The 20,960-nt window shown below is 31.0% G+C and carries 20 protein-coding genes; 1 reads left to right on the top strand and 19 read right to left on the bottom strand.

Annotated features, from left to right (window positions below):
* Positions 1 to 295 precede the first annotated feature (295 nt).
* From ABF633_RS08055 to yunB, 13 genes are all read right to left on the bottom strand, one after another.
* Entirely contained in the window at positions 296 to 676 is a 381-nt protein-coding gene (locus tag ABF633_RS08055) for a hypothetical protein (protein ID WP_415523156.1), read from the bottom strand.
* A 274-nt stretch (positions 677 to 950) separates the two neighbouring features.
* A complete protein-coding gene (ptsG, locus tag ABF633_RS08060) occupies positions 951 to 2,981 on the bottom strand; it encodes a glucose-specific PTS transporter subunit IIBC (RefSeq protein WP_415523157.1) in 2,031 nt (676 codons plus the stop codon).
* A gap of 482 nt (positions 2,982 to 3,463) precedes the next feature.
* Positions 3,464 to 4,039 (bottom strand): pyridoxal 5'-phosphate synthase glutaminase subunit PdxT, encoded by a 576-nt coding sequence (gene pdxT, locus ABF633_RS08065; protein ID WP_415523214.1) that lies wholly within the window; start codon positions 4,037 to 4,039, stop codon positions 3,464 to 3,466.
* 1 nt (position 4,040) lies between these two features.
* Entirely contained in the window at positions 4,041 to 4,910 is an 870-nt protein-coding gene (gene pdxS / locus ABF633_RS08070) for a pyridoxal 5'-phosphate synthase lyase subunit PdxS (RefSeq protein WP_415523158.1), read from the bottom strand.
* A 227-nt stretch (positions 4,911 to 5,137) separates the two neighbouring features.
* A complete protein-coding gene (locus ABF633_RS08075; RefSeq protein WP_415523159.1) occupies positions 5,138 to 5,710 on the bottom strand; it encodes an accessory gene regulator B family protein in 573 nt (190 codons plus the stop codon).
* Between the two features lie 4 nt (positions 5,711 to 5,714).
* Complete coding sequence (locus ABF633_RS08080; RefSeq protein WP_415523160.1) at positions 5,715 to 7,034, bottom strand: sensor histidine kinase; 1,320 nt, start codon at positions 7,032 to 7,034, stop codon at positions 5,715 to 5,717.
* A 193-nt stretch (positions 7,035 to 7,227) separates the two neighbouring features.
* A complete protein-coding gene (locus ABF633_RS08085) occupies positions 7,228 to 7,371 on the bottom strand; it encodes a cyclic lactone autoinducer peptide (RefSeq protein WP_415523162.1) in 144 nt (47 codons plus the stop codon).
* 281 nt (positions 7,372 to 7,652) lie between these two features.
* Positions 7,653 to 8,390 (bottom strand): YebC/PmpR family DNA-binding transcriptional regulator, encoded by a 738-nt coding sequence (locus ABF633_RS08090; protein WP_415523163.1) that lies wholly within the window; start codon positions 8,388 to 8,390, stop codon positions 7,653 to 7,655.
* A gap of 138 nt (positions 8,391 to 8,528) precedes the next feature.
* Complete coding sequence (locus ABF633_RS08095; RefSeq protein WP_415523165.1) at positions 8,529 to 9,173, bottom strand: YigZ family protein; 645 nt, start codon at positions 9,171 to 9,173, stop codon at positions 8,529 to 8,531.
* Positions 9,174 to 9,309: 136 nt separating this feature from the next.
* On the bottom strand, positions 9,310 to 9,981 hold the full coding sequence (locus ABF633_RS08100; RefSeq protein WP_415523166.1) for a HEAT repeat domain-containing protein: 672 nt from the start codon (positions 9,979 to 9,981) through the stop codon (positions 9,310 to 9,312).
* An 11-nt stretch (positions 9,982 to 9,992) separates the two neighbouring features.
* Complete coding sequence (locus tag ABF633_RS08105; RefSeq protein ID WP_415523168.1) at positions 9,993 to 11,447, bottom strand: PLP-dependent aminotransferase family protein; 1,455 nt, start codon at positions 11,445 to 11,447, stop codon at positions 9,993 to 9,995.
* A gap of 85 nt (positions 11,448 to 11,532) precedes the next feature.
* Positions 11,533 to 13,326: a GTPase HflX gene (gene hflX, locus ABF633_RS08110; RefSeq protein ID WP_415523169.1), complete on the bottom strand. Its 1,794-nt coding sequence runs from the start codon at positions 13,324 to 13,326 to the stop codon at positions 11,533 to 11,535.
* 157 nt (positions 13,327 to 13,483) lie between these two features.
* Positions 13,484 to 14,140, bottom strand: coding sequence for a sporulation protein YunB (yunB, locus tag ABF633_RS08115; protein WP_415523216.1), 657 nt, complete (start codon positions 14,138 to 14,140; stop codon positions 13,484 to 13,486).
* Positions 14,141 to 14,447: 307 nt separating this feature from the next.
* On the opposite strand from yunB, the gene ABF633_RS08120 reads away from it, so the two are divergent.
* Positions 14,448 to 16,925, top strand: coding sequence for a transglycosylase domain-containing protein (locus ABF633_RS08120; protein WP_415523170.1), 2,478 nt, complete (start codon positions 14,448 to 14,450; stop codon positions 16,923 to 16,925).
* Positions 16,926 to 16,958: 33 nt separating this feature from the next.
* Here ABF633_RS08120 and ABF633_RS08125 read toward each other — a convergent pair whose 3' ends face one another.
* The 6 genes from ABF633_RS08125 to spoIIAB all read right to left on the bottom strand — a co-directional run bounded on the left by ABF633_RS08125 (position 16,959) and on the right by spoIIAB (position 20,901).
* The gene (locus ABF633_RS08125; RefSeq protein WP_415523171.1) at positions 16,959 to 17,525 is read right to left on the bottom strand and encodes a stage V sporulation protein AE; all 567 of its coding nucleotides are present in this window, start codon (positions 17,523 to 17,525) and stop codon (positions 16,959 to 16,961) included.
* Positions 17,522 to 17,878 (bottom strand): stage V sporulation protein AE, encoded by a 357-nt coding sequence (gene spoVAE, locus ABF633_RS08130; RefSeq protein WP_415523172.1) that lies wholly within the window; start codon positions 17,876 to 17,878, stop codon positions 17,522 to 17,524. Before spoVAE ends, ABF633_RS08125 begins: the two co-directional genes overlap by 4 nt.
* 5 nt (positions 17,879 to 17,883) lie before the next feature.
* A complete protein-coding gene (gene spoVAD, locus ABF633_RS08135; RefSeq protein WP_415523173.1) occupies positions 17,884 to 18,894 on the bottom strand; it encodes a stage V sporulation protein AD in 1,011 nt (336 codons plus the stop codon).
* 6 nt (positions 18,895 to 18,900) lie between these two features.
* Positions 18,901 to 19,353: a stage V sporulation protein AC gene (spoVAC, locus tag ABF633_RS08140; RefSeq protein WP_415523174.1), complete on the bottom strand. Its 453-nt coding sequence runs from the start codon at positions 19,351 to 19,353 to the stop codon at positions 18,901 to 18,903.
* A 171-nt stretch (positions 19,354 to 19,524) separates the two neighbouring features.
* Positions 19,525 to 20,265 (bottom strand): RNA polymerase sporulation sigma factor SigF, encoded by a 741-nt coding sequence (gene sigF, locus ABF633_RS08145; protein ID WP_415523218.1) that lies wholly within the window; start codon positions 20,263 to 20,265, stop codon positions 19,525 to 19,527.
* A 201-nt stretch (positions 20,266 to 20,466) separates the two neighbouring features.
* Positions 20,467 to 20,901, bottom strand: coding sequence for an anti-sigma F factor (gene spoIIAB / locus ABF633_RS08150; protein ID WP_415523175.1), 435 nt, complete (start codon positions 20,899 to 20,901; stop codon positions 20,467 to 20,469).
* Positions 20,902 to 20,960 lie beyond the last annotated feature (59 nt).

The raw sequence follows: 20,960 nt of genomic DNA on the forward strand, positions 1-20,960 counted from the left end.
ATTTTACGTATTATCATCTACTTTTATTTCCATCTTCTATGCCTTAATTCATATATTGCCCTTACATTTACAAATTATCAATCTTATCTTTACTTTATTATTTTAATTGACTATAAAAGCAAAATATTTATGAAATATAAAAAACCGAAACATTTCGGTTTTTTATATTTTTACATTAAATTCTAATTGATTATTCATAATTCATCAAGAAAATTTTTTATAAAATATTTTTAATTTAATAAAATGATTGAAGTCAATAAAATCAAATGATGTTTAAACATTAAGCTTTAGATAATTATTCAATTAAATTAGTAGCAGGCAATGTAGCGCAAATTAATTTTATAATATGTTTAATAGCTTTATCACTAATAGTACTTCTCAAATTCAAATTTTCAATTAATTCTTTAGAAATTAACAACGCTTTCTCTTCCTTTACATCATTATAGTCTGTTTTAAAATTTTCTTCAACAAAAATTACCGCTTCACCTATAGACCTCAATATGTTTTTTATAGTTTCTTCTGTAGTTTCATCAGTTTCAAGCTTTAAAATGTTTGCAGTTATACCATAATAATCTTCTTTAATTTTAGCATCCTTTTCTCTCAATAAGTATACAAAATATGAAATTCCAAGCACTATAGCAACTAATAATATATATTGAACTATTATTTCTAACATAGGAATCACTCCTTAAACAATCACATATATTCATAATCAAATTCGTAATTTGAGAAGATAGCAAATTAAAATTGGAAAAATTTACACCCCTGGGGTGAAAATATTACCATTTATTACTTCGCCCTTTCTTACTATTACGAACTAAATATTTAACTAATATTGATATATGCAATAGTTTTAGAACATGTACCTCTAAAAATATTAGAAAGAGAAAAGAGGTGTCTCTCATGCATAACATTGCATTTTAAGACAACCTCTCTATGACTAAAAATTTTTACTGAATTGTTACTATACTTTTTTGTCCACGCTTAACTTCTGTTCCTTGGTTAATTACTACACTTTTACCCTCTGGTAAATTCGTAAATACTACAGGTGTAATTATTGATGGAACCTTGTCTTTAACCTGATCAATGTCAATTTTTAAAATTGTCTGGCCTGCCTTTACTTTGTCATCTTGCTTAACAAGAGCTGTAAAACCTTCACCTTTAAGATTAACAGTATCCATACCAAAATGTACTAAAAGTTCTAGTCCATCTTCTGCAGTTATGCCTACAGCATGTTTAGTTGGAAATAAAGTTGTTATAGTTCCATTAACAGGTGAAACTACTTCTCCATTTGATGGTTCGATAGCAAAACCATCACCCATCATTTTCTGTGAGAATACATCATCGGGAACTTCTGTGATGCTGATTATTTTCCCATCTAAAGGAGAAACTATTTGAGAAACATCACTTAAGTCCACCGCAATTTCTTTTGGAGTTTCCTGTTTTGCAGTAGGAACTGGAGTCTTTCCACTGATAATATCTTTTATCTGTCCTTTAAGATGATCAGATTTAGGTCCAAATATTGCTTGAATATTGTTACCAATTTCCATAACACCAGCTGCTCCTAACTTTTTAAGCTTATCCTTATCAACATTCTTAACGTCTTTGACAATTACACGTAAACGAGTTATACAAGCATCTAAACTATCAAGATTTTCTTTTCCACCAAGTGCCTGTAATACTCCATAGGCAAGCTCAGCTCCTTCAACAACATTACCTCCTGCTGAATCTTCTGTATCATCTTCACGACCTGGGGTCTTAAGATTCCAGGTTCTTATTGCAAATCTGAATCCAAAATAGTAAATTACGGCAAATACCAACCCTACAGGTATTACTAACCACCAAGCAGTTCTATTAGGTATTACTCCGAATAGTAAAAAGTCGATAACACCGCCAGAGAAAGTCATACCAATTTTAATATTTAAAAGCTGCATTGTCATAAAAGATAATCCGGCGAATATACAGTGGATACCAAATAAAGCTGGTGCAACAAATAGGAAAGAAAATTCAAGTGGCTCTGTAATACCAGTTAAAAAGGATGTCAATGCTGCTGAAGCCATAATACCACCAACTATTGCCTTCTTTTCTGGCTTTGCTTCATGATATATAGCCAATGCTGCTGCTGGCAATCCAAACATCATAAATGGGAATTTACCAGTTGTAAAAGTACCTGCTGTAAATGGTACACCATCTTTTAACTGTGCAAAGAATATTTTTTGGTCTCCATTAACTAATTGGCCTGATTTGTTTACATATTCACCGAACTGATACCAGAATGGGTTATACCATATGTGATGCAGTCCAAATGGGATTAAGGCCCTTTCAATAATACCGAATATAAGTGCTGCTAAAGTAGGATTGGCATCAATCATGTTGTGTGAAAATGCATTTAGCCCTCTTCCTATTGGAGGCCAAATTATAGTAAGAGCAAGACCGGCAACAATTGCAACCACTGCCGTAACTATTGGAACAAATCTTTTTCCAGCAAAGAAACCTAAGTATGAAGGTAATTCTATCTTAAAGAATTTCTTATATACTTGTGCAGCAATAATCCCCATTATAATACCACCAAATACACCCATTTGTAAGGTTGGAACACCCAAAGCTGATGCATATTGAGGATGAGCAGCATCAACCATACTTGGTGTAATTCCAACTACTATTCCAACAGTTTTGTTCATTATTAAGAAACCAACTATGGCAGCAAGTCCTGCAACACCTTCGCCATCAGCAAGTCCCACTGCAACACCTACTGCAAATAATATTGCAAGGTTATCAAAAACTATTCCTCCTGCTTGACTCATTACAGCAGCTAAGCCTTGAAACCAAGCTACTTTTAATGCTGGTACAGCATTTAAAAACTGTTCTTCCTGAAACATAGTACCAAAAGCAAGTAATAATCCTGCTGCCGGCAAAATTGCAACTGGCAGCATTAAAGCTTTACCAATTTGCTGTAGTACACCAAAGGCTTTTTTAAACATAATCTTTTCCTCCTCTTTTTCTTTGTTACCAAAACATAAAAGGCATGAGCAAGGCTATAACATAAGTTATATCTATTTGCAATATCATAAAATTTTAAATTTATATTTTCCGCATATAAGTTTAAAAATATATAATAATTTCTAAATAGAATCAAAAATAAAATCCTATTGCAAATAAATACCAAATTATATTTTCACCGTTGCTCATGCCTGATCGAATCAGTAACACGCAATGATATTTTATTTAATTATAATTTGTAAATATATTAATTGTTGTTTTTGTTTACGTTTTCATAATAGCATATTAATAATAATATTACAACATTTTTTTATTAAAAATAATAGTCTATTTTCAAAATCCTTTTAATTCCAAACACACATTTAAATAAACTATACTATTAAAAGCTGCTGTCTCACAATGCATATGAATGCATTGTGAGACAGCAGCTTTTGTACTTAATTATAATGTTTTTCTAAAGACTTTATTTATATTCACTGCACATAGATAAAAAATATCTATGAAAATCCAAATTATCCGTTAATTCAGGATGAAAGGAGGTTACAAGCATATTGTTTTCTCTCGCTGCAACTATATTGCCCTTCAATTCATATATGCTTTCTACGCCTTCACCTAGTTTTGTTATAAATGGAGCTCTAATAAAAACCAAAGGTATCTTATTAGTAGAGACTTTTTCCACTAATTCCTCTGCCTCAAAACTATCGCTCTGCCTTCCGTAGGCATTTCTTTTAACGCTTATATTCATAACTTGAAGATAAGTGTCCTTCCAGTTTTCTATACTTTTAGCTAAAAGTATCATGCCAGCACAGGTTCCCCAAACTGGTAATCCCTTTAATATTTTTTCTCTTAATGGCTCTAGTAATTTAGTATCTCTTAAAAGTTTGCCAATTGTTGTACTTTCTCCACCTGGAAGTATTATGCCAGCTAATACTTCTAAATCTTCTTCTTTTTTTACTTCCACCGGCTGCTGATTAAGAGATTTTATGTGGTGCATATGCTCTGCAACTCCACCTTGAAGTGATAATATTCCAATCTTCATATTACCAGCCTCTTTCTGCATACCTATCTTTAATTTCATTTAATTCAAGACCATGCATAGCTTCTCCAAGTCCCTCTGATACTTCCGAAAGAATTTTAGGATCATTATAATAAGTAGTTGCTAAAACAATGGCTTTTGCTCTTTCCTGTGGATTTTCAGACTTGAATATTCCTGAACCAACAAATACACCTTCTGCACCTAACTGCATCATAAGTGCTGCATCCGCTGGTGTAGCAATCCCACCTGCTGCAAAATTAACCACTGGAAGTTTTCCATTTTCCCACACATATTCTACCAAATCATAAGGTGCTGCAAAATCCTTGGCAATAGACATAAGTTCTTCTTTTGGTGCATTCTTTACTTTTCTAATGTCATCCATCATAGTTCTCATGTGAGTTACTGCCTCAACTACATTTCCTGTACCAGCTTCTCCCTTTGTCCTTATCATAGCAGCGCCTTCACCAATTCTTCTAAGGGCTTCTCCTAAATTTCTTGCACCACAAACATAAGGTACTTTAAAATCCCATTTATTAATATGATAAGCTTCATCTGCAGGAGTAAGAACTTCACTTTCATCAATAAAATCTATTGCTAGATGCTGTAATATTTGAGCTTCCACAAAATGTCCTATTCTTACCTTTGCCATTACAGGAATAGATACAGCTTCCTGTATTCCCTTTATCATCTTTGGGTCAGACATTCTAGCTACTCCACCTTCTTTTCTGATATCAGAAGGTACTCTTTCCAATGCCATAACTGCACAAGCACCAGCTTTTTCTGCTATTACTGCCTGTTCTGGATTTACAACATCCATTATTACTCCACCCTTTAGCATTTGAGCTAAATTTTTATTTATTTCATATTTACTCATATTAAAATCCTCCCAATTATCGACAAAGACACTTGCACAGATTCAGGCCCAAATCTTTATATAAAATCTTTGCTTTTTAATTACTATATTATTACATTACTAATTATAGTTTGAATCTTAATATTTTAAAAGTGTATGGATACATTTAATTTCTTCATCTGTTGCGGGAGGAAAAAGCTTTAACTTATAACCTGGAAACCACTTTTTTATTTCACTTATCATATTTTTCACTCCATTATTCTATTTATATTATTTATTTTTCCAGCCATCATCAATATTACTGCGATAACGATTGATATTACAGCAGTATTTAAAAATTTATTTGGAACGAAATAACATGCTATAATTAAAAACAGAGTAGTTAATATAGAAAAATGTTTAAGTTTTATCTTTCGTTCTCTACTTTTTATCCTTTTATTAATATTATCTACAGGAGAAAAAATGCAAATAAATATAAAGGAAATTATTAATAATGATAGTATAATGGCACTATTAATTGCTAAACATTTGCCAGAAATAATTATTATGGAAAATACAACAAAACTAATAAAAAAACAACCCCAGTAAGTTTTTGCATGATATCCACCTGAAAATAATCTGATAGGACAAAAAAATATAAGAGTAACTATGTAGTATTTTTGGAGAGAAAATAACCAGAATATAATAAAATATGGAATAAACTTCGTAATCTCATCAAAAACGCAGATTAATCCATATTCCATTTTTTTCAAATCTAAATCTGAAAATTCAGGGTTCGATTCAGAAATTTTATTTACTAAACAAGTTATAAGATTATTCATTTATTTAACTCCTTGCTTCAAATTCAATTAAAAATTTAGTTCTTTCAGGAGTACTTTCTAAAGATATACTTCCATTATTTTGTTTGATCAATTGTTTAATAATATATAATCCAAATCCATGATCATATGATTTTTTAGTTTTTGTAGAAAATCCTCTATTAAAAATTTTCTCCTGAATATCTTCTGGAATCATATCTCCATTATTAGATATTTCAATATAAAATTTTTTGTCTCTAATAAAAGTATTAATTGATATTTCTTTATTTTCAATATTAGATTTAAGTTGAAATGCCTCAAATGCATTATCTACAAGATTACTAATAATACTTATTAATTCATTTTCTTTAATTTCTATTGAGCTAAATAGTTCATCAATCATTATATTAAAATTTATGTTGTTTTTCATTGCATAATTATTTTTTAGAGATAGTAATCCATTTAAATAGTCGTTACCAGTATCTATGTATTTAAATGATGAATGAAGTGTATCTGAAATTCCCATTACATAAGTTTTTATTTGCTCAACAGCATTTGGTTTATTCAATGAGCACAATCCCCATATAACATTAATATGGTTGGCAAAATCGTGTTTTTCTTGTCTAATTATACTAATTATTTCTTCCATATCTTTAATCTGATGTTCTTGAATTTTATAGCTGGCTTCTATATCTACAACTCGTCTATATTCTTTTAATTCTTTTAACTGTACTATTAAAAATATAAAATATACAACAAATATAATACAATTGTATATCTTAACATTTTTTATATTAAAAATACCAACATTAATGCTAAATATAAAAATGGCGAAAATCCCCATTTGAATTATTAAATTAGAAAAAAGTATACCTTCTCTTTGAAATAATTTAAGTTTAGCAAAATATGTCCTAAATTTAAAAAGAAATACCACAATAATTATTTGCAATATCTTGGCACCTATTATAAGAATAAATAAATATTTAGGATTTAAAAAAATTTGATTTAGATCTACATTAAATATAAGCATCTCAATGGTTTCAGTAGAAGATTCAGTTATAGAAAGTATTATAAAAAACACAAAAAATATAACTGTTGAAGTAAATAATTTTATTTTCGTAATATAGGATAATAGCAAAATATCAAATACTACTATAAAAATTAAATGATAAGCGTTAACTATATAAAATGTACTTAAATAAGTTACAAATACAAATAATATACAAAATAAAACTGACTTCAATTTATTCTTTATTATAAATCTTTTTTTATTATATAATGCTTCAAAAACTCCTAAAAGAAGCAAAGCCTCAATACTATCTAGCACTATTTCTCTTATCGAATCCATATAATGTCTCCTTTATTTCTAAGTTTTCACAAAGGGTCTATCTTACAATACATATATATGCATTGTGAGACAGCTTTTCAGCTATTCTACTATTAAGAATAATTAGTAAAACCTGATTAATAGTAAAGAGACTGTTCTCAAATTTAATAAATATTTATTTCTTTTGAGGCAGTCTCTTTGTGAAAATAATTTTTTATTTTAGAAATTCATCAGGACATTTTGGTTGATACGTAGTTAAAGTTGATGTTGGCACTATAACTAATGTTCCTAGAAATAAAGCTACAGAACCCACGACTTTCATTGATTTCCATGTTAATAATTTTTTAATATTTTTCATTCTTAATATCCTCCCAATAAAATTTATGTAGCATATTAACTGTATTTTTTATATATTCTACAATAATTTAAGTTTTCCTGCATAATTTGTAAAAAAATTTTCGTATAGCATCCTTTATTTGCATAATAAAAAATCCCCATTATTCATAAAAAACCATGATAATTTTTTATAAATAATGAGGGTTAACGTTTATCTTAACTTTTTAAGGCAATTTTACGAATGTTTATCGCAATCCATTAAGGTCCAGCAACTTATAGATACCTTAAAATGCCATTAACTCCTTATCCTTCAAATTCATCAGGGAACTGTGCATTTGAATAGACATCCTGAACATCATCGTCATCCTCAAGTTTGTCTATAAGTCCCTGAACTTTTTCAGCATCCTCTAAATTAAGTTCAGTATAGGTGTCTGGAATCATAGTAAGTTCAGCTGAAGCAAATTCATAACCTGCAGTTTCAAGTGCCTCTCTAACCTGAGAAAAATCTTCCATAGCTGTAGTTATTTCAAATGCTTCTTCTTCTGCATTAAAGTCCTCTGCACCTGCATCCAATGCGGCCATCATAATTTCATCTTCATCTAATCCATTTTTTCTTTCAATGACTATTTGGCCCTTTCTTTGGAACATGAAAGACACACAGCCATTTGCTCCTAGATTTCCACCATTTCTATCAAAAATATATCTTACATTACTTGCACTTCTGTTTTTATTATCTGTTAAAACATCAACTATAACTGCAACTCCAGCAGGACCATAGCCTTCATAAACTATTTCTTCATAGTTTACTCCTTCAAGTTCTCCTGCACCTTTCTTTATTGCCCTCGTGATTGTATCTAAAGGCATATTGCTAGCCTTCGCTTTTGCTATAACATCTCTTAATTTTGCATTGGTATCCGGATTAGAACCAGCTTTAGCTGCCACAGCTATTTCTTTTCCTATTTTTGTAAACACCTTACCTCTTTGAGCATCTGCTTTACCTTTTTTCGCTTGAATATTATGCCACTTTGAATGTCCTGACATAAAAAAACCTCCTAACATAACACTATATGTATTTTACCAAATCAATGTTTCATTAACTTCAAACTGAAGTATATCATGCTTATTAAACCTTAAATATTATATCATAAAAAATATTTTATGTTAAATTATTAAAATACTTTATTCTAAAAATAGCCTGTTTTCTATCTTAAAATAATATGTATCTTCCCCCTCAAGAAATTGGCAATTGCCAGAAGTTGTTTCAATAAAAGTTTTTTTAGCCTCTTCTAAAGTATCTATTTCAAAATAAATCATTAATTTTACTTTATCAGTATACTCTAAGCTCTCTATATGCCACATTTTCTTTTCACATAGATACTGAAGTTTTCCTAAAAGATCATAATTTACAGTAATATTAAGAGCCTTTCCCTTAACTTTTAATACAATTTTTCCTTCCTTAATTGCCGAGGAAGCGCCTTTTGAATAAGCTCTTGCAAGACCACCTGTGCCAAGAAGTATCCCTCCAAAATATCTTGTTACTACAATCACTACATCTGTTATTCCACTTTTCTTTATAACCTCCAGCATAGGAATACCTGCTGTCCCCTGTGGTTCTCCATCATCGCTGTATCTTTGCACCTCAGTTTTTTCTCCAATAACATATGCATAAACATTATGTCTTGCATCTTTATATTGTGTTTTTATATTTTGTATAAATTCTTTTGCCTCTTCTTCACTATAAACTCTTTTGATATTACTTATAAAAATTGATTTCTTTTCTTCAAACTGAAAGCTTGTCTCATCTTTTATAGTATAATAACTCATACAGACCTCTCCTAAAATATCAATGAATCTTACTTAATGAAAATTTGTACTCCCACTAAGCTTAGATATATAATTTAAATTACAACTTAAATATTAATGATTATCTGTCAAAAAGTATATTTAACAAATGAAAAAATTATTGGCTATTAATGTACTCATCACATATTCTTTTTAAATACTCCTTATCAGTAATACTTTTTATTTCTCTTATCTTATCTACAGCAATTTTGCTTTTAATTTTTATAAAGGCTCTTATTGCATAGGAAATCACCTGAGGATTATCATCATCCAAGGCCCTTAAAAGGGCACTTTCAAAGGAAGCATCATTTATCTTCCCCATAGCCGAAATAGCCATTCTTCTCACATTTACATATTTATGTACAGAAGCTTTTATAAGAATATCTTTGCAGTTCCTATCTTTAAGTTCCCCTATAATCCATATTGCGGTTTCCTTATCTTTTCCCTGCATTTCTACATATTTTTCTCTTATATATACTAACAATACTCGTTTATTTTCTTCATCTATACTGGATATAAAAGAGATTTTATCGTATTTACCAGCTCTTGCAATACTTTCCAACAGCTCCTTTGGGTTTCTGCTTTTTGCAAGGAATCTATATTTTATTTTTCCTTCAATAATGTGCTTTTGCACAATTTCCCTATTAATATTTCTTATTTTACTTATAACATCAATAGATTTACCTTCTAAAAATAAAAAATAAGATATTTGCTCATCAGTATAGTTGTCAATATTATCCCATTTAAAATTTATTAATCCACTATCCATTCTATCACTCTCTATAAACATCTGAAAATTAATTATTTTATCTCAGCTGCACTAAGTATTTTATCTATAATTTCTATTCCCCTTTTTATTCTAGACTCTTCTGTCTGTGAATAACCTAACCTAAAGTACTTTAATCCATCATCTCTATCCCGGTAAAATAATACTCCTGGTGAAATAAGCACTTTTTCTCTCTTGCATTTATAAAATAATTTATCTGAGGTTACAGAAATATCTGAATTAATTTTAATATAAAAATTAAAACCTCCTCCAGGGCTATTGAAGCTTACTTTATTCCCTAAAATATCTTTAATGCATTCTTCCATATAGGTATATCTTTTCAAATACATATATTTAAGCTTATTTATATACTCCTTCCAGTATCCCTTTTTTATATATAAATCCAAAGCTCTCTGCATAAGACTGGAAGTAGATATATCTGTGTTCACCTTTGAATTTTCCACCTGCTCTTTAATTTCTTTCGGTGAAATAAGATATCCTAATCTTATACCAGGCAAAAATATTTTTGAAAAGCTTTTTATGTAGATAACTCTATCATTTACATCAAGACTTTTAAAGCTTTCATATTTAATATTGGGATCATAAATAAGCTCTGAGAGATAATCATCTTCCACTATATAAAAGTCATGTTTTTCAGCTAATTTTAATATTTCCTTTTTCTTTTCCAGGCTGTAAGTCATTCCCGTTGGATTTTGAAAATAGCTCATAGTATAAAAACACTTTATTCTATTCTTTTTTAATATATCTTTAAAATTCTCTAAATCTATACCATCTTCCATCATATCTGCTTCTAAAACGTTAGCACCTCTCCATTTAAAAACAAAAAGTGCTCCATTATAGGTTGGTTTTTCAACTATTACATTATCATTAACATTAATTATTGCCTTTGATACAATATCTATTCCCTGTTGTGCCCCTGAAACTATTAAAATATCTTCTATTGCCAATTTATTATTCCAAAAATACTTATTTATATTTTTTCTAAGTCCATCAAATCCTAATGCCTCCTGATAAATCAATGCATTGACACCGTCTCTATCTATAACTTCATTAATTACCTCTTTAAAATTATTTATCGAGAAAAATACATTGCAAGAAGTTTCTCCTGCAAAATCTATATAATTATTCAGAGCTTCTCCTCTTATCCTTTTAAAGGTTTCAGCATAGTCTCTTTTTAATTTTCTATTTTCATCTTTCTTTTTAGCATAAGTTCCACTGCCTATTTTTTGAACAGCATAGCCTTCACTTTGAAGTTTTTTATAAGAATTTACTATGGTATCATTATTGACAGAGAGAAACAAGGCCAATTTCCTTATAGGCGGTAATTTTTCTCCATCTCGTATTTTACCTGAATCTATTAATTTCTTTATATGCCTTGTAATCTGCATATACTTAGGCATTTCTTCATTAAAGTTTACTGCATATATCTTCAATATCAAATCACTTCCAAAACTATATGTAATATACATTTTCCTCTGTCATTTTTAAAATCCTCATTTGTTTTAAGCTTTTCAATTGACCTACTAAATGCTTTTTGATATTTTACAATAGTTTTTAACATTTTGTCACCTTATACTTTAAATATCTGTTATAAATCCTATCATCCACTTCTGCAATTATTTTTGTTCCCTCTTCTAAAAATTCTTCTTCATGAATTTTTGAATTTCTATGCAAATAAGCTACTTCACTTTGATTTGTGTATGGTATAAGATACTCTGCCTTTTTCAAATCATTAGGCAAATCTTTACATATTTCATCCAACAGTACATCCAAATTTCTATTCTCTTTTGCAGAAATTTCAACTACATGTAAAGTTTTATATTTATTCGCTATATACTGAATTTGACTTATTTCAGCTTTATCTATTTTATTTAATATCAATATAACAGGCTTTTTACCAGCACCTAGTTCCCACAGCACTCTTTCAACTGCTTCAATCTGTTTAATTACATTTTCATTAGAAGTATCTATTACATGTAAAAGTAAATCTGAATAGATAACTTCCTCCAGAGTAGATTTGAAAGCCTCAACTAAATCATGGGGAAGTTTTCTTACAAAGCCCACTGTATCTGTAAGGGTGGCAATTCTATTATCCGGTAAAACTATAGCCCTTGTAGTTACATCCAGTGTTGCAAATAGCATATCTGCTTCAAACACATTTTCTTTTTTTACAGAATCATTTGGAGCCGCCATTTCACAAAGCTTATTTCTAAGAGTTGACTTTCCTGCATTAGTGTAACCAACTAGTGAAATCTTAGGTATATTTTCGTTAGTTCTCTTTTCCCTTTGAATCTCTCTATTTTTTCTTACTTTTTCCAGTTCTTTTGTCAAATCATATACTCTTTCTCTTATATGCCTTCTATCAACCTCTAATTTTTTTTCTCCAGGGCCCCTAGTTCCTATTCCTCCTCCAGTTCTTGAAAGCACACTTCCAAGTCCCAGGAGTCTAGCAGCTCTATATTTCAGTTGAGCTAATTCCACCTGAATTTTAGCTTCTCTACTTCTTGCTCTCTTGGCAAATATCTCTAATATAAGAGTAGTTCTATCAATTACCTTTACTCCTAAAGCTTCTTCCAAATTTCTAACTTGAGAACCTGCCAGTTCGTCATCAAAAATTATTACATTGGCAGATAAACTTTGCCTTATAAGACTAATTTCTTCTACTTTTCCACTGCCTATATATAAGGCGGTATCCATTTTATCCTTTTTTTGAAGTACAGAATATACACATTGTACATCGCAGGCTCTAGCAAGTTCAGCCAGTTCTTCAAGACTTTCCTCACTATCTATTCCTACCAAAATTGCCCTTTCACTATTATCTTCTTTTATATTTTCGCTTTTTATTGCATCCTGTATATATTTAAGTTTATCCATTAAATCTAAATCCATAGCCTTATGTAAATCCATAGGTCCAAACAGTTCCGGCTTAAGTACATTATTATATACACCGCAAAAACCTATTGTAATATCTGTAATATTGCCTTCATTTACTCCTACAGCTGCCATGCAATCAAGTTTCAATTTTATAAGTGCTGATATATCTATCATGGACAGTCTTGAGTTTCCACCTGGATGAGTATGAACTATCCTCACCCCTGCAAGTTTTCCTTCCTTTATATCAATTAAAGGCAGCTCAACTGTGGAGCTATCACCCACTGATACACTTATAACTTTTCCTCTTCTATCTATAGCTACACTTATTTCTCTGTTTATAATGCCTGTTACATGGCATATAATATCAGCCAATTCTTCTGTTATCACATTATATTTTGGAATTTTCATTTCATATATTTCTTCTAATTTTTCTAATAATGAATTTTTTATTCCATCTATATTACCTGAAATCACATTATCACCTCATCTTCTACTTAAGCATCTTCAAAATAAATAATCCTTTGGTATGCCAATCCATTTCCTGACACCTTGTATCATCTGCTATCACTGAGAATTCCTTCTATTAATTTTATACTATAAGATCTTTATTGTAAATAGAGTGAATAGTTCACTACTTTCCCTCTGGTAAGTCAAAGCCTGCACTTTTTAAATCAAACTGTAATGCTGTGTTTGGAACCTTGCCAACTATAATAGTTTCAGCTAGAGGTACTTGAGTTTTTATCTCTAATTTGCTCACATTCATTGGGAAAATCACTCTTACATTTGTCTTTACATTTATGTATATACTATGTTTAGTCTGATTTACACCTTCACTTTGAAATTTTGATGAATATTCAGTATCAATACTTCCAATTGGCTGAGCCTTTACAGTGACTTTAGGCCCCATATTGGATATAATATTATTCCTAAAAATATACCCTACAGGGATTTTTATATTTATACTTCCAGATTCCTTTAATTCTTCCTGAGCTCTTATAGCTACTTCACAGGCAATCTGATTCATCTTTAAAGTATCCGCTCTAAGCATTATAATATTACCCTCGGAATCTTTATCAACCTTTATAACTTCATCATAGTTAAATTTATCACTATATTCTTTTAGTATTGTTTTATTTAGTATGTCCACTGTTCTTCTTTTTATTTCCTCATCTGCAATATTTGATATAGCTGGAGTTATTGCCTTATTGAGTTCATATAAAAACACATTGAATAAAATTAATATTCCTAATAATATAACAAGTATCTTTATTTTTGTTTTAATATTAATATTTAATCACCTACCTAAAAAGCTTTCACTGATTAATGAGCAGAAACATTCAAGTTATTTTGCAACTTTCTTAAACTACTAACTGAATAAATTTAATATCTCCTAATATAGATATGTATGAAATTTAAGTGGAATAATTACAGTATTTGGTATATAATAAATAAAGCTTTAACCTTTATTTATTAATAAATTATTAAATATAACTAAAACAATTAAAAACAAAAGATAGAGTGATTTTAATAATGTACAATATTATGCTATAATGTTAGAACATTAGCTATTAGCTATAATTTAAGGAGGATACTTTATGGCAAGTAATACACGTAGTAGTAACAATACTACTACTAAAAATAAGAAAAATACAAAAATAAAGAAGAAAAAGAATCCAGTTATAAGGGCATTTAAGATATTTTTTATAACTTTACTATGTGCAATTATTATAGGTTCTGTGGCAGGTGTAGGTATTGTTTTAGCTATGATAAAAACAGCTCCGGCCTTAGATGTAAATGGAACCATACTAAATCTAGATCAGCCATCTGTACTTTATGATGATAAAAATCAAGTTATGGATACAGTTATAACTACACAAAGAAGAACTGTGGTAAATTTGGATTCTGTACCATCAAATTTATCCCATGCATTTATAAGCATAGAGGATGAAAGATTCTATTCACATAATGGAATTGATATAAAGAGAATTATTGGAGCTATGTTTATTAATGTAAAAAATAAAATTTTAAGAGAAAATGGAGGAATACAAGGAGCTTCCACTATAACTCAGGAGCTTATAAAACAGAGAATGTTCCTAACAGACTCCCTTGAAAACAGAATCTCATGGAAAAGAAAAATTCAAGAGGCCTATCTTGCTACTGAGCTTGAAAAAGTTCTAACTAAAGATCAAATATTACAAGCCTATATGAATACCATCTATCTTGGTGGTCAGGCAAACGGAGTTCAGGCAGCTGCAGACCAATATTTTAGCAAAGATGTAAAAGATTTAAATCTTATTCAGTGTGCTTTTATAGCTGGCCTTCCACAAAGTCCCTCTGCTTATTATCCATTTTCTACCTATGCGCAAAAGAATCCATCAGTTTATATAAACAGAACAAAGACAGTACTTCAGAAAATGCATGACAATAACTACATAAGTGATAGTGATTATTCTCAAGCTCTTAGTGATTTAGACAATGGCAAATTGGGATTTAATCCAGGTAAGACCAATAGCAAGTACAACTATCAATGGTTTTCATCTTCTGTTGTAGATCAAGTTAGATCCGACTTAAAAGCTCAATACAATTATACCGATGAGCAAATTAACAATTTACTAAGTGATGGCGGTTTAAAGATATATACTACTATGGATAGGAATCTTGAAGATTCTACCAAAAAAATTATTGACAGTGATTCATCTTACGGTGGTATGGAATCTGTTAAAAATTCACAAGGAGTACTGGAACCACAGGCGGCTGCTACTATAGTAGATTATCGTACTGGTGAAGTTAAAGCTCTAATAGGGGGAAGAGGTACACAGCCTATGGGATCCTTTAATAGAGCTTACGGATCAAGCTTTAAAAATGCTGAGGCTGTAGGTTCCAGTATTAAACCTCTAACTGTATATGCTCCTGCTATAGAAAACAAAATTATAACTTCTGGAACAATCGTAGATGATAATCCTCTTCCTGCAAATATAGCTAATAAGTATAAAAGTGATGATGGAGGTCCTTATCAGCCTAATAATGACGACTTTCAATATGGCGGTTCAACTACCATAAGCGATGCAATTACACGCTCAGTTAATGTAATTGCTGTAAAGGTGGAGGATGAGCTTGGGGTAACTACCGGTGCCGCCTATGCTGAGAAGTTTGGCTTAACTTTAAGCCCTGCAGATAAAACTTCTACTTCTATAGCCGCTATGGCTCTAGGCCAATTAACCACTGGTAATACACCTACTACTATGGCTGCTGCATATGGTACCTTTGGTAACAGCGGACTTTATATACCTCCTAGATTGTATACAAAGGTAGTAGATAAAACTGGAAATAATATATTGGAAAGCTCTGCTAGTCCAAGGAAGGTAATTTCACCTCAAACTGCTTATATAATGTATAACTTATTAAAAGGTCCTATTATAGGGCCCGGAGGAACAGGTCCTGCCGCAAAATTTGGAGATATGCCTGTTGCAGGTAAAACTGGTACTAGTAGTAATAAGAAAAATCTATGGTTCTGTGGCCTTACTCCCTATTATTCAGCTGCTGTATGGATTGGTAATGATTTACAAACACCAATGAACAATAACTATTATAGTAATACTTCTGCAAAAGTATGGGGTTTAATTATGAAGGAGGCTACTAAAAATCTTCCAGTAACAGATTTGCAAATGCCATCAGGTATAACCACTATAAATAATCAGTTATATATAGATGGTACAGAACCTACTGATACTTTAAATAATAATACTACACAAGTTCCAAACACTGACATTAATACTCCAGTACCAAATAATCAAAATACAACTACAAATACCACGGGAAATGCTAATACAACAAATGTCACCGGAAATACTAACACAGCAAATACCACTGGTAATACTGGTGCAAATACTACAATAAACACCCCGCAGGGCACTCAACAAAATACTCAACAAGGTACTACAACAACATCTAATAATAAAAATACTGGTAGTCAGACTAACACTACTGGTACTGAACAGAATACAGCAAATAAAAGTCAATCCAATGTATCAAATAATGGTGATGCAAATGATTCTAATAATGTAAAAAAATAAAATAAAGTGTAGACTTAGAATAAATTTTTAAGTCTACACTTTATTATATTCTTCTATTATTTTCTCCATGGCTCTTGTAACTACTGGTGCACCAATTTCAATACTATCTAAATCATCCATTTTACCTGGATCTCCTATTCCCACAGCAAATAGTTTAGAATAATTATTTATTGTATTAACTGTATCTCCTCTTAATATTTTATTATTTAGCTTATTTCCATATTTATCTACAGCACAATTGGCTAAGTTACCAAATTTGTCGATAGATAAATTTACTTCTACTCCTCTTCCACCTGATGTATTGGAGGCTACAGCAATTATACCCATTACTTCAACTTCATTACTTTTAATAATGTATTCCATAGCCTTTTCTCCTTTTCCCTTACCTATATTACCTCTATCATCTACCATTACAATTACAGGATCATTCTTTGCTATTTTTATAAGCCGTATAATATCACTGCCACTGAGACTTGTTGGGTTACCTGCAGACATTGAGATACATCTTCCATGAATATTTCTAGCAGCTGTTTCCACTGCCTCTCTTGCTATTCTATCACCGTCAGTAACTATAATTACCTTTCTTTTTAAATCTTTCATTTTTTTGTTTTAGGGTTAAATATGAGAGCCATTATGTAGCCAAATACTATTGATGCTGCAACTCCACCAGCAGAGCCCCTTATACCTCCAATAAAAGCTCCTATAAGCCCTTGGGAGTCTACTTCCTTTATAGTTGCTTTGGCTAAAACATATCCAAATCCCGGCAGCGGAACCCTTGCGCCCTCTCCTCCTATATCCACAAGTACATCATAAATATTCAAAGCTCCAAGAATTACACCCACAGTTACAAAACTTACAAGTATTTTTGCAGGGGTAAAGGAAGTTTTATCCATGAGTATCTGACCTATGACACATATTATGCCCCCAATAATAAAAGCCCATATATAATCCATTAACATCACACTCCAAATTCTATTGATACAGCATGAGCTATTCCTGGAATAGTTTCACCCTGCAAGCTGGATGTGGTACTCATAAGTGCACCTGTAGATAATATCAATACTCTTTTTAGTTTTCCATTTAACATATTTTTATATATATATCCACAATCTACCACAGCGGAGCAGCCGCAGCCACTTCCTCCAGCATTTGCAGTTTCGTCATCACCATAAATTTTATCACCGCAGTCCATATATATAGATTTTATATCATACCCATAAACTTTAAGTAATTTTTCTGTTATAGTCTTACCATACCTTCCAAGGTCACCGGTGGCAATTAAATCATAATCCTTTGGAGTTGTCCCCGTATCCTCAAAATGTTGTTTAATAGTATCTATGGCTGCTGGCGCCATAGCAGCTCCCATATTGTTAGCATCAGTAATACCATAATCTTTAACTTTACCTGTAGTTATATATTTTACATAGGGAAAATTTCCCTCCTTACTTATCAGCATTGCACCAGCTCCCGTAACAGTCCAATGAGCAGTTGGATGCCTTTGGCTTCCATATTCTAGTGGAAATCTAAACTGTCTTTCAGCCGATGAAAAATGTGAAGATGTAGCGGCTACTACATTATTAGCATAACCTCCATCCATAAAAATGGATGCTATACTTAAAGATTCTGTCATGGTAGAACAAGCTCCATATAAGCCTATAAAAGGTATATCTAGATCTCTTGCAGCAAAATTTGAAGAACTGATTTGATTTAATAAATCTCCTGCAAATAAATAATTTATATCCTGTTCTGTAAGATTAGCTTTCTTTATACATTCAATAATGGCAGTATATAGAATGCTGCTTTCTGCTTTTTCATAGCTATCCTTACCATTTAAATCATCTTTTAATATGAAATCAAAGTAGTCCTTTAAAGGCCCTTCCCCTTCCTTTGGTCCTACTATGGAATATGTAGCAATTATTCTAGGCTTACTTTCAATTTTTATTGTCTGCTTTCCCATTCTCTTTCCCAAATCAATTCACCTGCTTATGAAATAATATATTATACCAACTATTACCGAGGAAGTTATTCCATATACTAAAACCGGTCCAGCTATTGCAAACATTTTTGCTCCTACTCCAAGTACATATCCTTCTCTTTTAAATTCAATGGCTGGGGAAACTATAGAATTTGCAAATCCTGTAATTGGAACCACTGTTCCTGCACCAGCAAAACTTGCTATTTTATCATAAATACCAATACCTGTTAAGAGTGCTCCTATAAATATCATAATAATAGTTACCCATATAAGAGTATCATCTACTGGTATGCCCATACTAACAAGTAAATTATAAAAAAATTCACCTACATCACAGATAAAGCCTCCCACTAAAAAGGCACAAATACAATTTTTGTATATTTTAGATTTTGGTGAATTCTCTCTTGTCACCCTGTGAAATTTTTCTTTTACTTTATCTTCTTTACTTGTCATATATTCCACTCCTTCCCTTTAAGTGACATTTAAATAAACAACAACTTACTATTTATTTTCATATGCCTAACTCTCTCTAAAAATATTATCTGCATTTAATACATTTTTAAACATGCAAATATAATTTGTATAAATTTTTAAACTAAAAAGGATAGTGTGATTACTTTCACACTATCCACTAAGTTTTTCTTTCATTACTTTTAATACTTTTTTTTCTATTCTTGATACTTGAACCTGACTTATCCCAAGCATTTTTGCAACCTGTACCTGGGTTTTATCTTTAAAGTATCTGAGCATTATGACCTGCCTTGATTTTTTATCTAAATTATTTAAAGCGTCCTTTAACGCTATCCTATCCAATACTTTAGCATCTTCACCGGAATTTTCGCTAATTTTATCTATAAGCATAACTGGAGAACCATCATCCTGATGAATTACATCATAGAGATATTGCATATTATTTGCAGATTCTGTGGCAAATAATATTTCTTCCACATTCATCCCCGAAAAACTTGAAAGCTCTTCAATAGTAGGATCTCTATTTAATTTCTTAGTAAGAATTTCCTTGTCATAATGAATTTTTCTTGCAGCATTTTTTATACTTCTGCTTACTTTAATTATACCATCATCTCTTAAAAAACGTTTAATTTCTCCCATTATCATAGGCACTGCGTAGGTAGAAAATTTAACATTAAATTTTGAATCAAAATTATTCACTGCCTTTACAAGTCCTAAGCATCCTATTTGAAAAATATCGTCATATTCGTAACCTCTATTTAAAAACTTTTTGCTTATAGCTGACACCAATGGCAAATTATTTTCTATAAGCTTATTTAATGCACTTTTATCACCTTGTTGGGCATCAGCAATAAGTTTTACATTCTCATTATAATCATAACCTTCTCTTTTCATTACATCTCTCACCATATTTCATAAGCTAAAACTCGCTTTTCCCCTCCTCTCGTTATAAACAGAGTTCTTGCATCAGATGGAGTTTTTGTTCCATCTGATGCTTAGAAATCGTTATCCAGGGACGTAGCCACTCTTTACTCCTACTTTGAAAAAGATAGGAGTATTAGAGAGGGTAGTCATCGGATAAAAACTGAAATTTTTCTAATCTATGTCAACAGATTTAAATTTTTTCTTCATACGTATTTTAGTTCCAGAATCATTAGATTCTATTTCTACACTATCCATAAAGGTTTCCATTACAGTAAACCCCATACCTGACCTCTCAAGATCTGGTCTTGAAGTATAAAGTGGTTCTCTAGCTTGTTCTATATTTTCAATACCACATCCATGATCAATAATAATTACAGTAATTTCATTTTTATTTAATTCAGCCCTAATTTCAACTACTCCCGATTTATCATCCTTATATCCATGTATTATTGCATTGGTAACAGCCTCCGAAACAGCCGTTTTAACATCTGTAATTTCTTCGATTGTAGGATCCAGCTGTGATGCAAAAGCTGCTACTGCTACTCTTGCAAAGCTCTCATTCTGAGATTTACTCAAAAATTCTACCCTCATCATATTATCGTACATTAAAATCCCCCCGTATAAAATAATTACATTTTATATTTATTTACTATCTATGTTAGAAT

The organism is Clostridium sp. (assembly GCF_047718555.1).
Lineage (GTDB): Bacteria > Bacillota > Clostridia > Clostridiales > Clostridiaceae > Clostridium_I.

Excerpts from the sequence above, each read along its gene's own strand:
- ABF633_RS08075 (WP_415523159.1), bottom strand. The coding sequence starts at position 5,710 with ATGAATAATCTTATAACTTGTTTAGTAAATAAAATTTCTGAATCGAAC.
- ABF633_RS08085 (WP_415523162.1), bottom strand. The coding sequence starts at position 7,371 with ATGAAAAATATTAAAAAATTATTAACATGGAAATCAATGAAAGTCGTG.
- ptsG (WP_415523157.1), bottom strand. The coding sequence starts at position 2,981 with ATGTTTAAAAAAGCCTTTGGTGTACTACAGCAAATTGGTAAAGCTTTA.
- ABF633_RS08125 (WP_415523171.1), bottom strand. The coding sequence starts at position 17,525 with ATGAAAGATTTAAAAAGAAAGGTAATTATAGTTACTGACGGTGATAGA.
- ABF633_RS08080 (WP_415523160.1), bottom strand. The coding sequence starts at position 7,034 with ATGGATTCGATAAGAGAAATAGTGCTAGATAGTATTGAGGCTTTGCTT.
- ABF633_RS08095 (WP_415523165.1), bottom strand. The coding sequence starts at position 9,173 with ATGAGTTATTATACTATAAAAGATGAGACAAGCTTTCAGTTTGAAGAA.
- spoVAC (WP_415523174.1), bottom strand. The coding sequence starts at position 19,353 with ATGACAAGTAAAGAAGATAAAGTAAAAGAAAAATTTCACAGGGTGACA.
- ABF633_RS08055 (WP_415523156.1), bottom strand. The coding sequence starts at position 676 with ATGTTAGAAATAATAGTTCAATATATATTATTAGTTGCTATAGTGCTT.
- ABF633_RS08120 (WP_415523170.1), top strand. The coding sequence starts at position 14,448 with ATGGCAAGTAATACACGTAGTAGTAACAATACTACTACTAAAAATAAG.
- ABF633_RS08105 (WP_415523168.1), bottom strand. The coding sequence starts at position 11,447 with ATGTATATTACATATAGTTTTGGAAGTGATTTGATATTGAAGATATAT.
- spoIIAB (WP_415523175.1), bottom strand. The coding sequence starts at position 20,901 with ATGTACGATAATATGATGAGGGTAGAATTTTTGAGTAAATCTCAGAAT.
- ABF633_RS08090 (WP_415523163.1), bottom strand. The coding sequence starts at position 8,390 with ATGTCAGGACATTCAAAGTGGCATAATATTCAAGCGAAAAAAGGTAAA.
- spoVAE (WP_415523172.1), bottom strand. The coding sequence starts at position 17,878 with ATGGATTATATATGGGCTTTTATTATTGGGGGCATAATATGTGTCATA.
- pdxT (WP_415523214.1), bottom strand. The coding sequence starts at position 4,039 with ATGAAGATTGGAATATTATCACTTCAAGGTGGAGTTGCAGAGCATATG.
- ABF633_RS08100 (WP_415523166.1), bottom strand. The coding sequence starts at position 9,981 with ATGTTTATAGAGAGTGATAGAATGGATAGTGGATTAATAAATTTTAAA.
- sigF (WP_415523218.1), bottom strand. The coding sequence starts at position 20,265 with ATGAAAAGAGAAGGTTATGATTATAATGAGAATGTAAAACTTATTGCT.
- pdxS (WP_415523158.1), bottom strand. The coding sequence starts at position 4,910 with ATGAGTAAATATGAAATAAATAAAAATTTAGCTCAAATGCTAAAGGGT.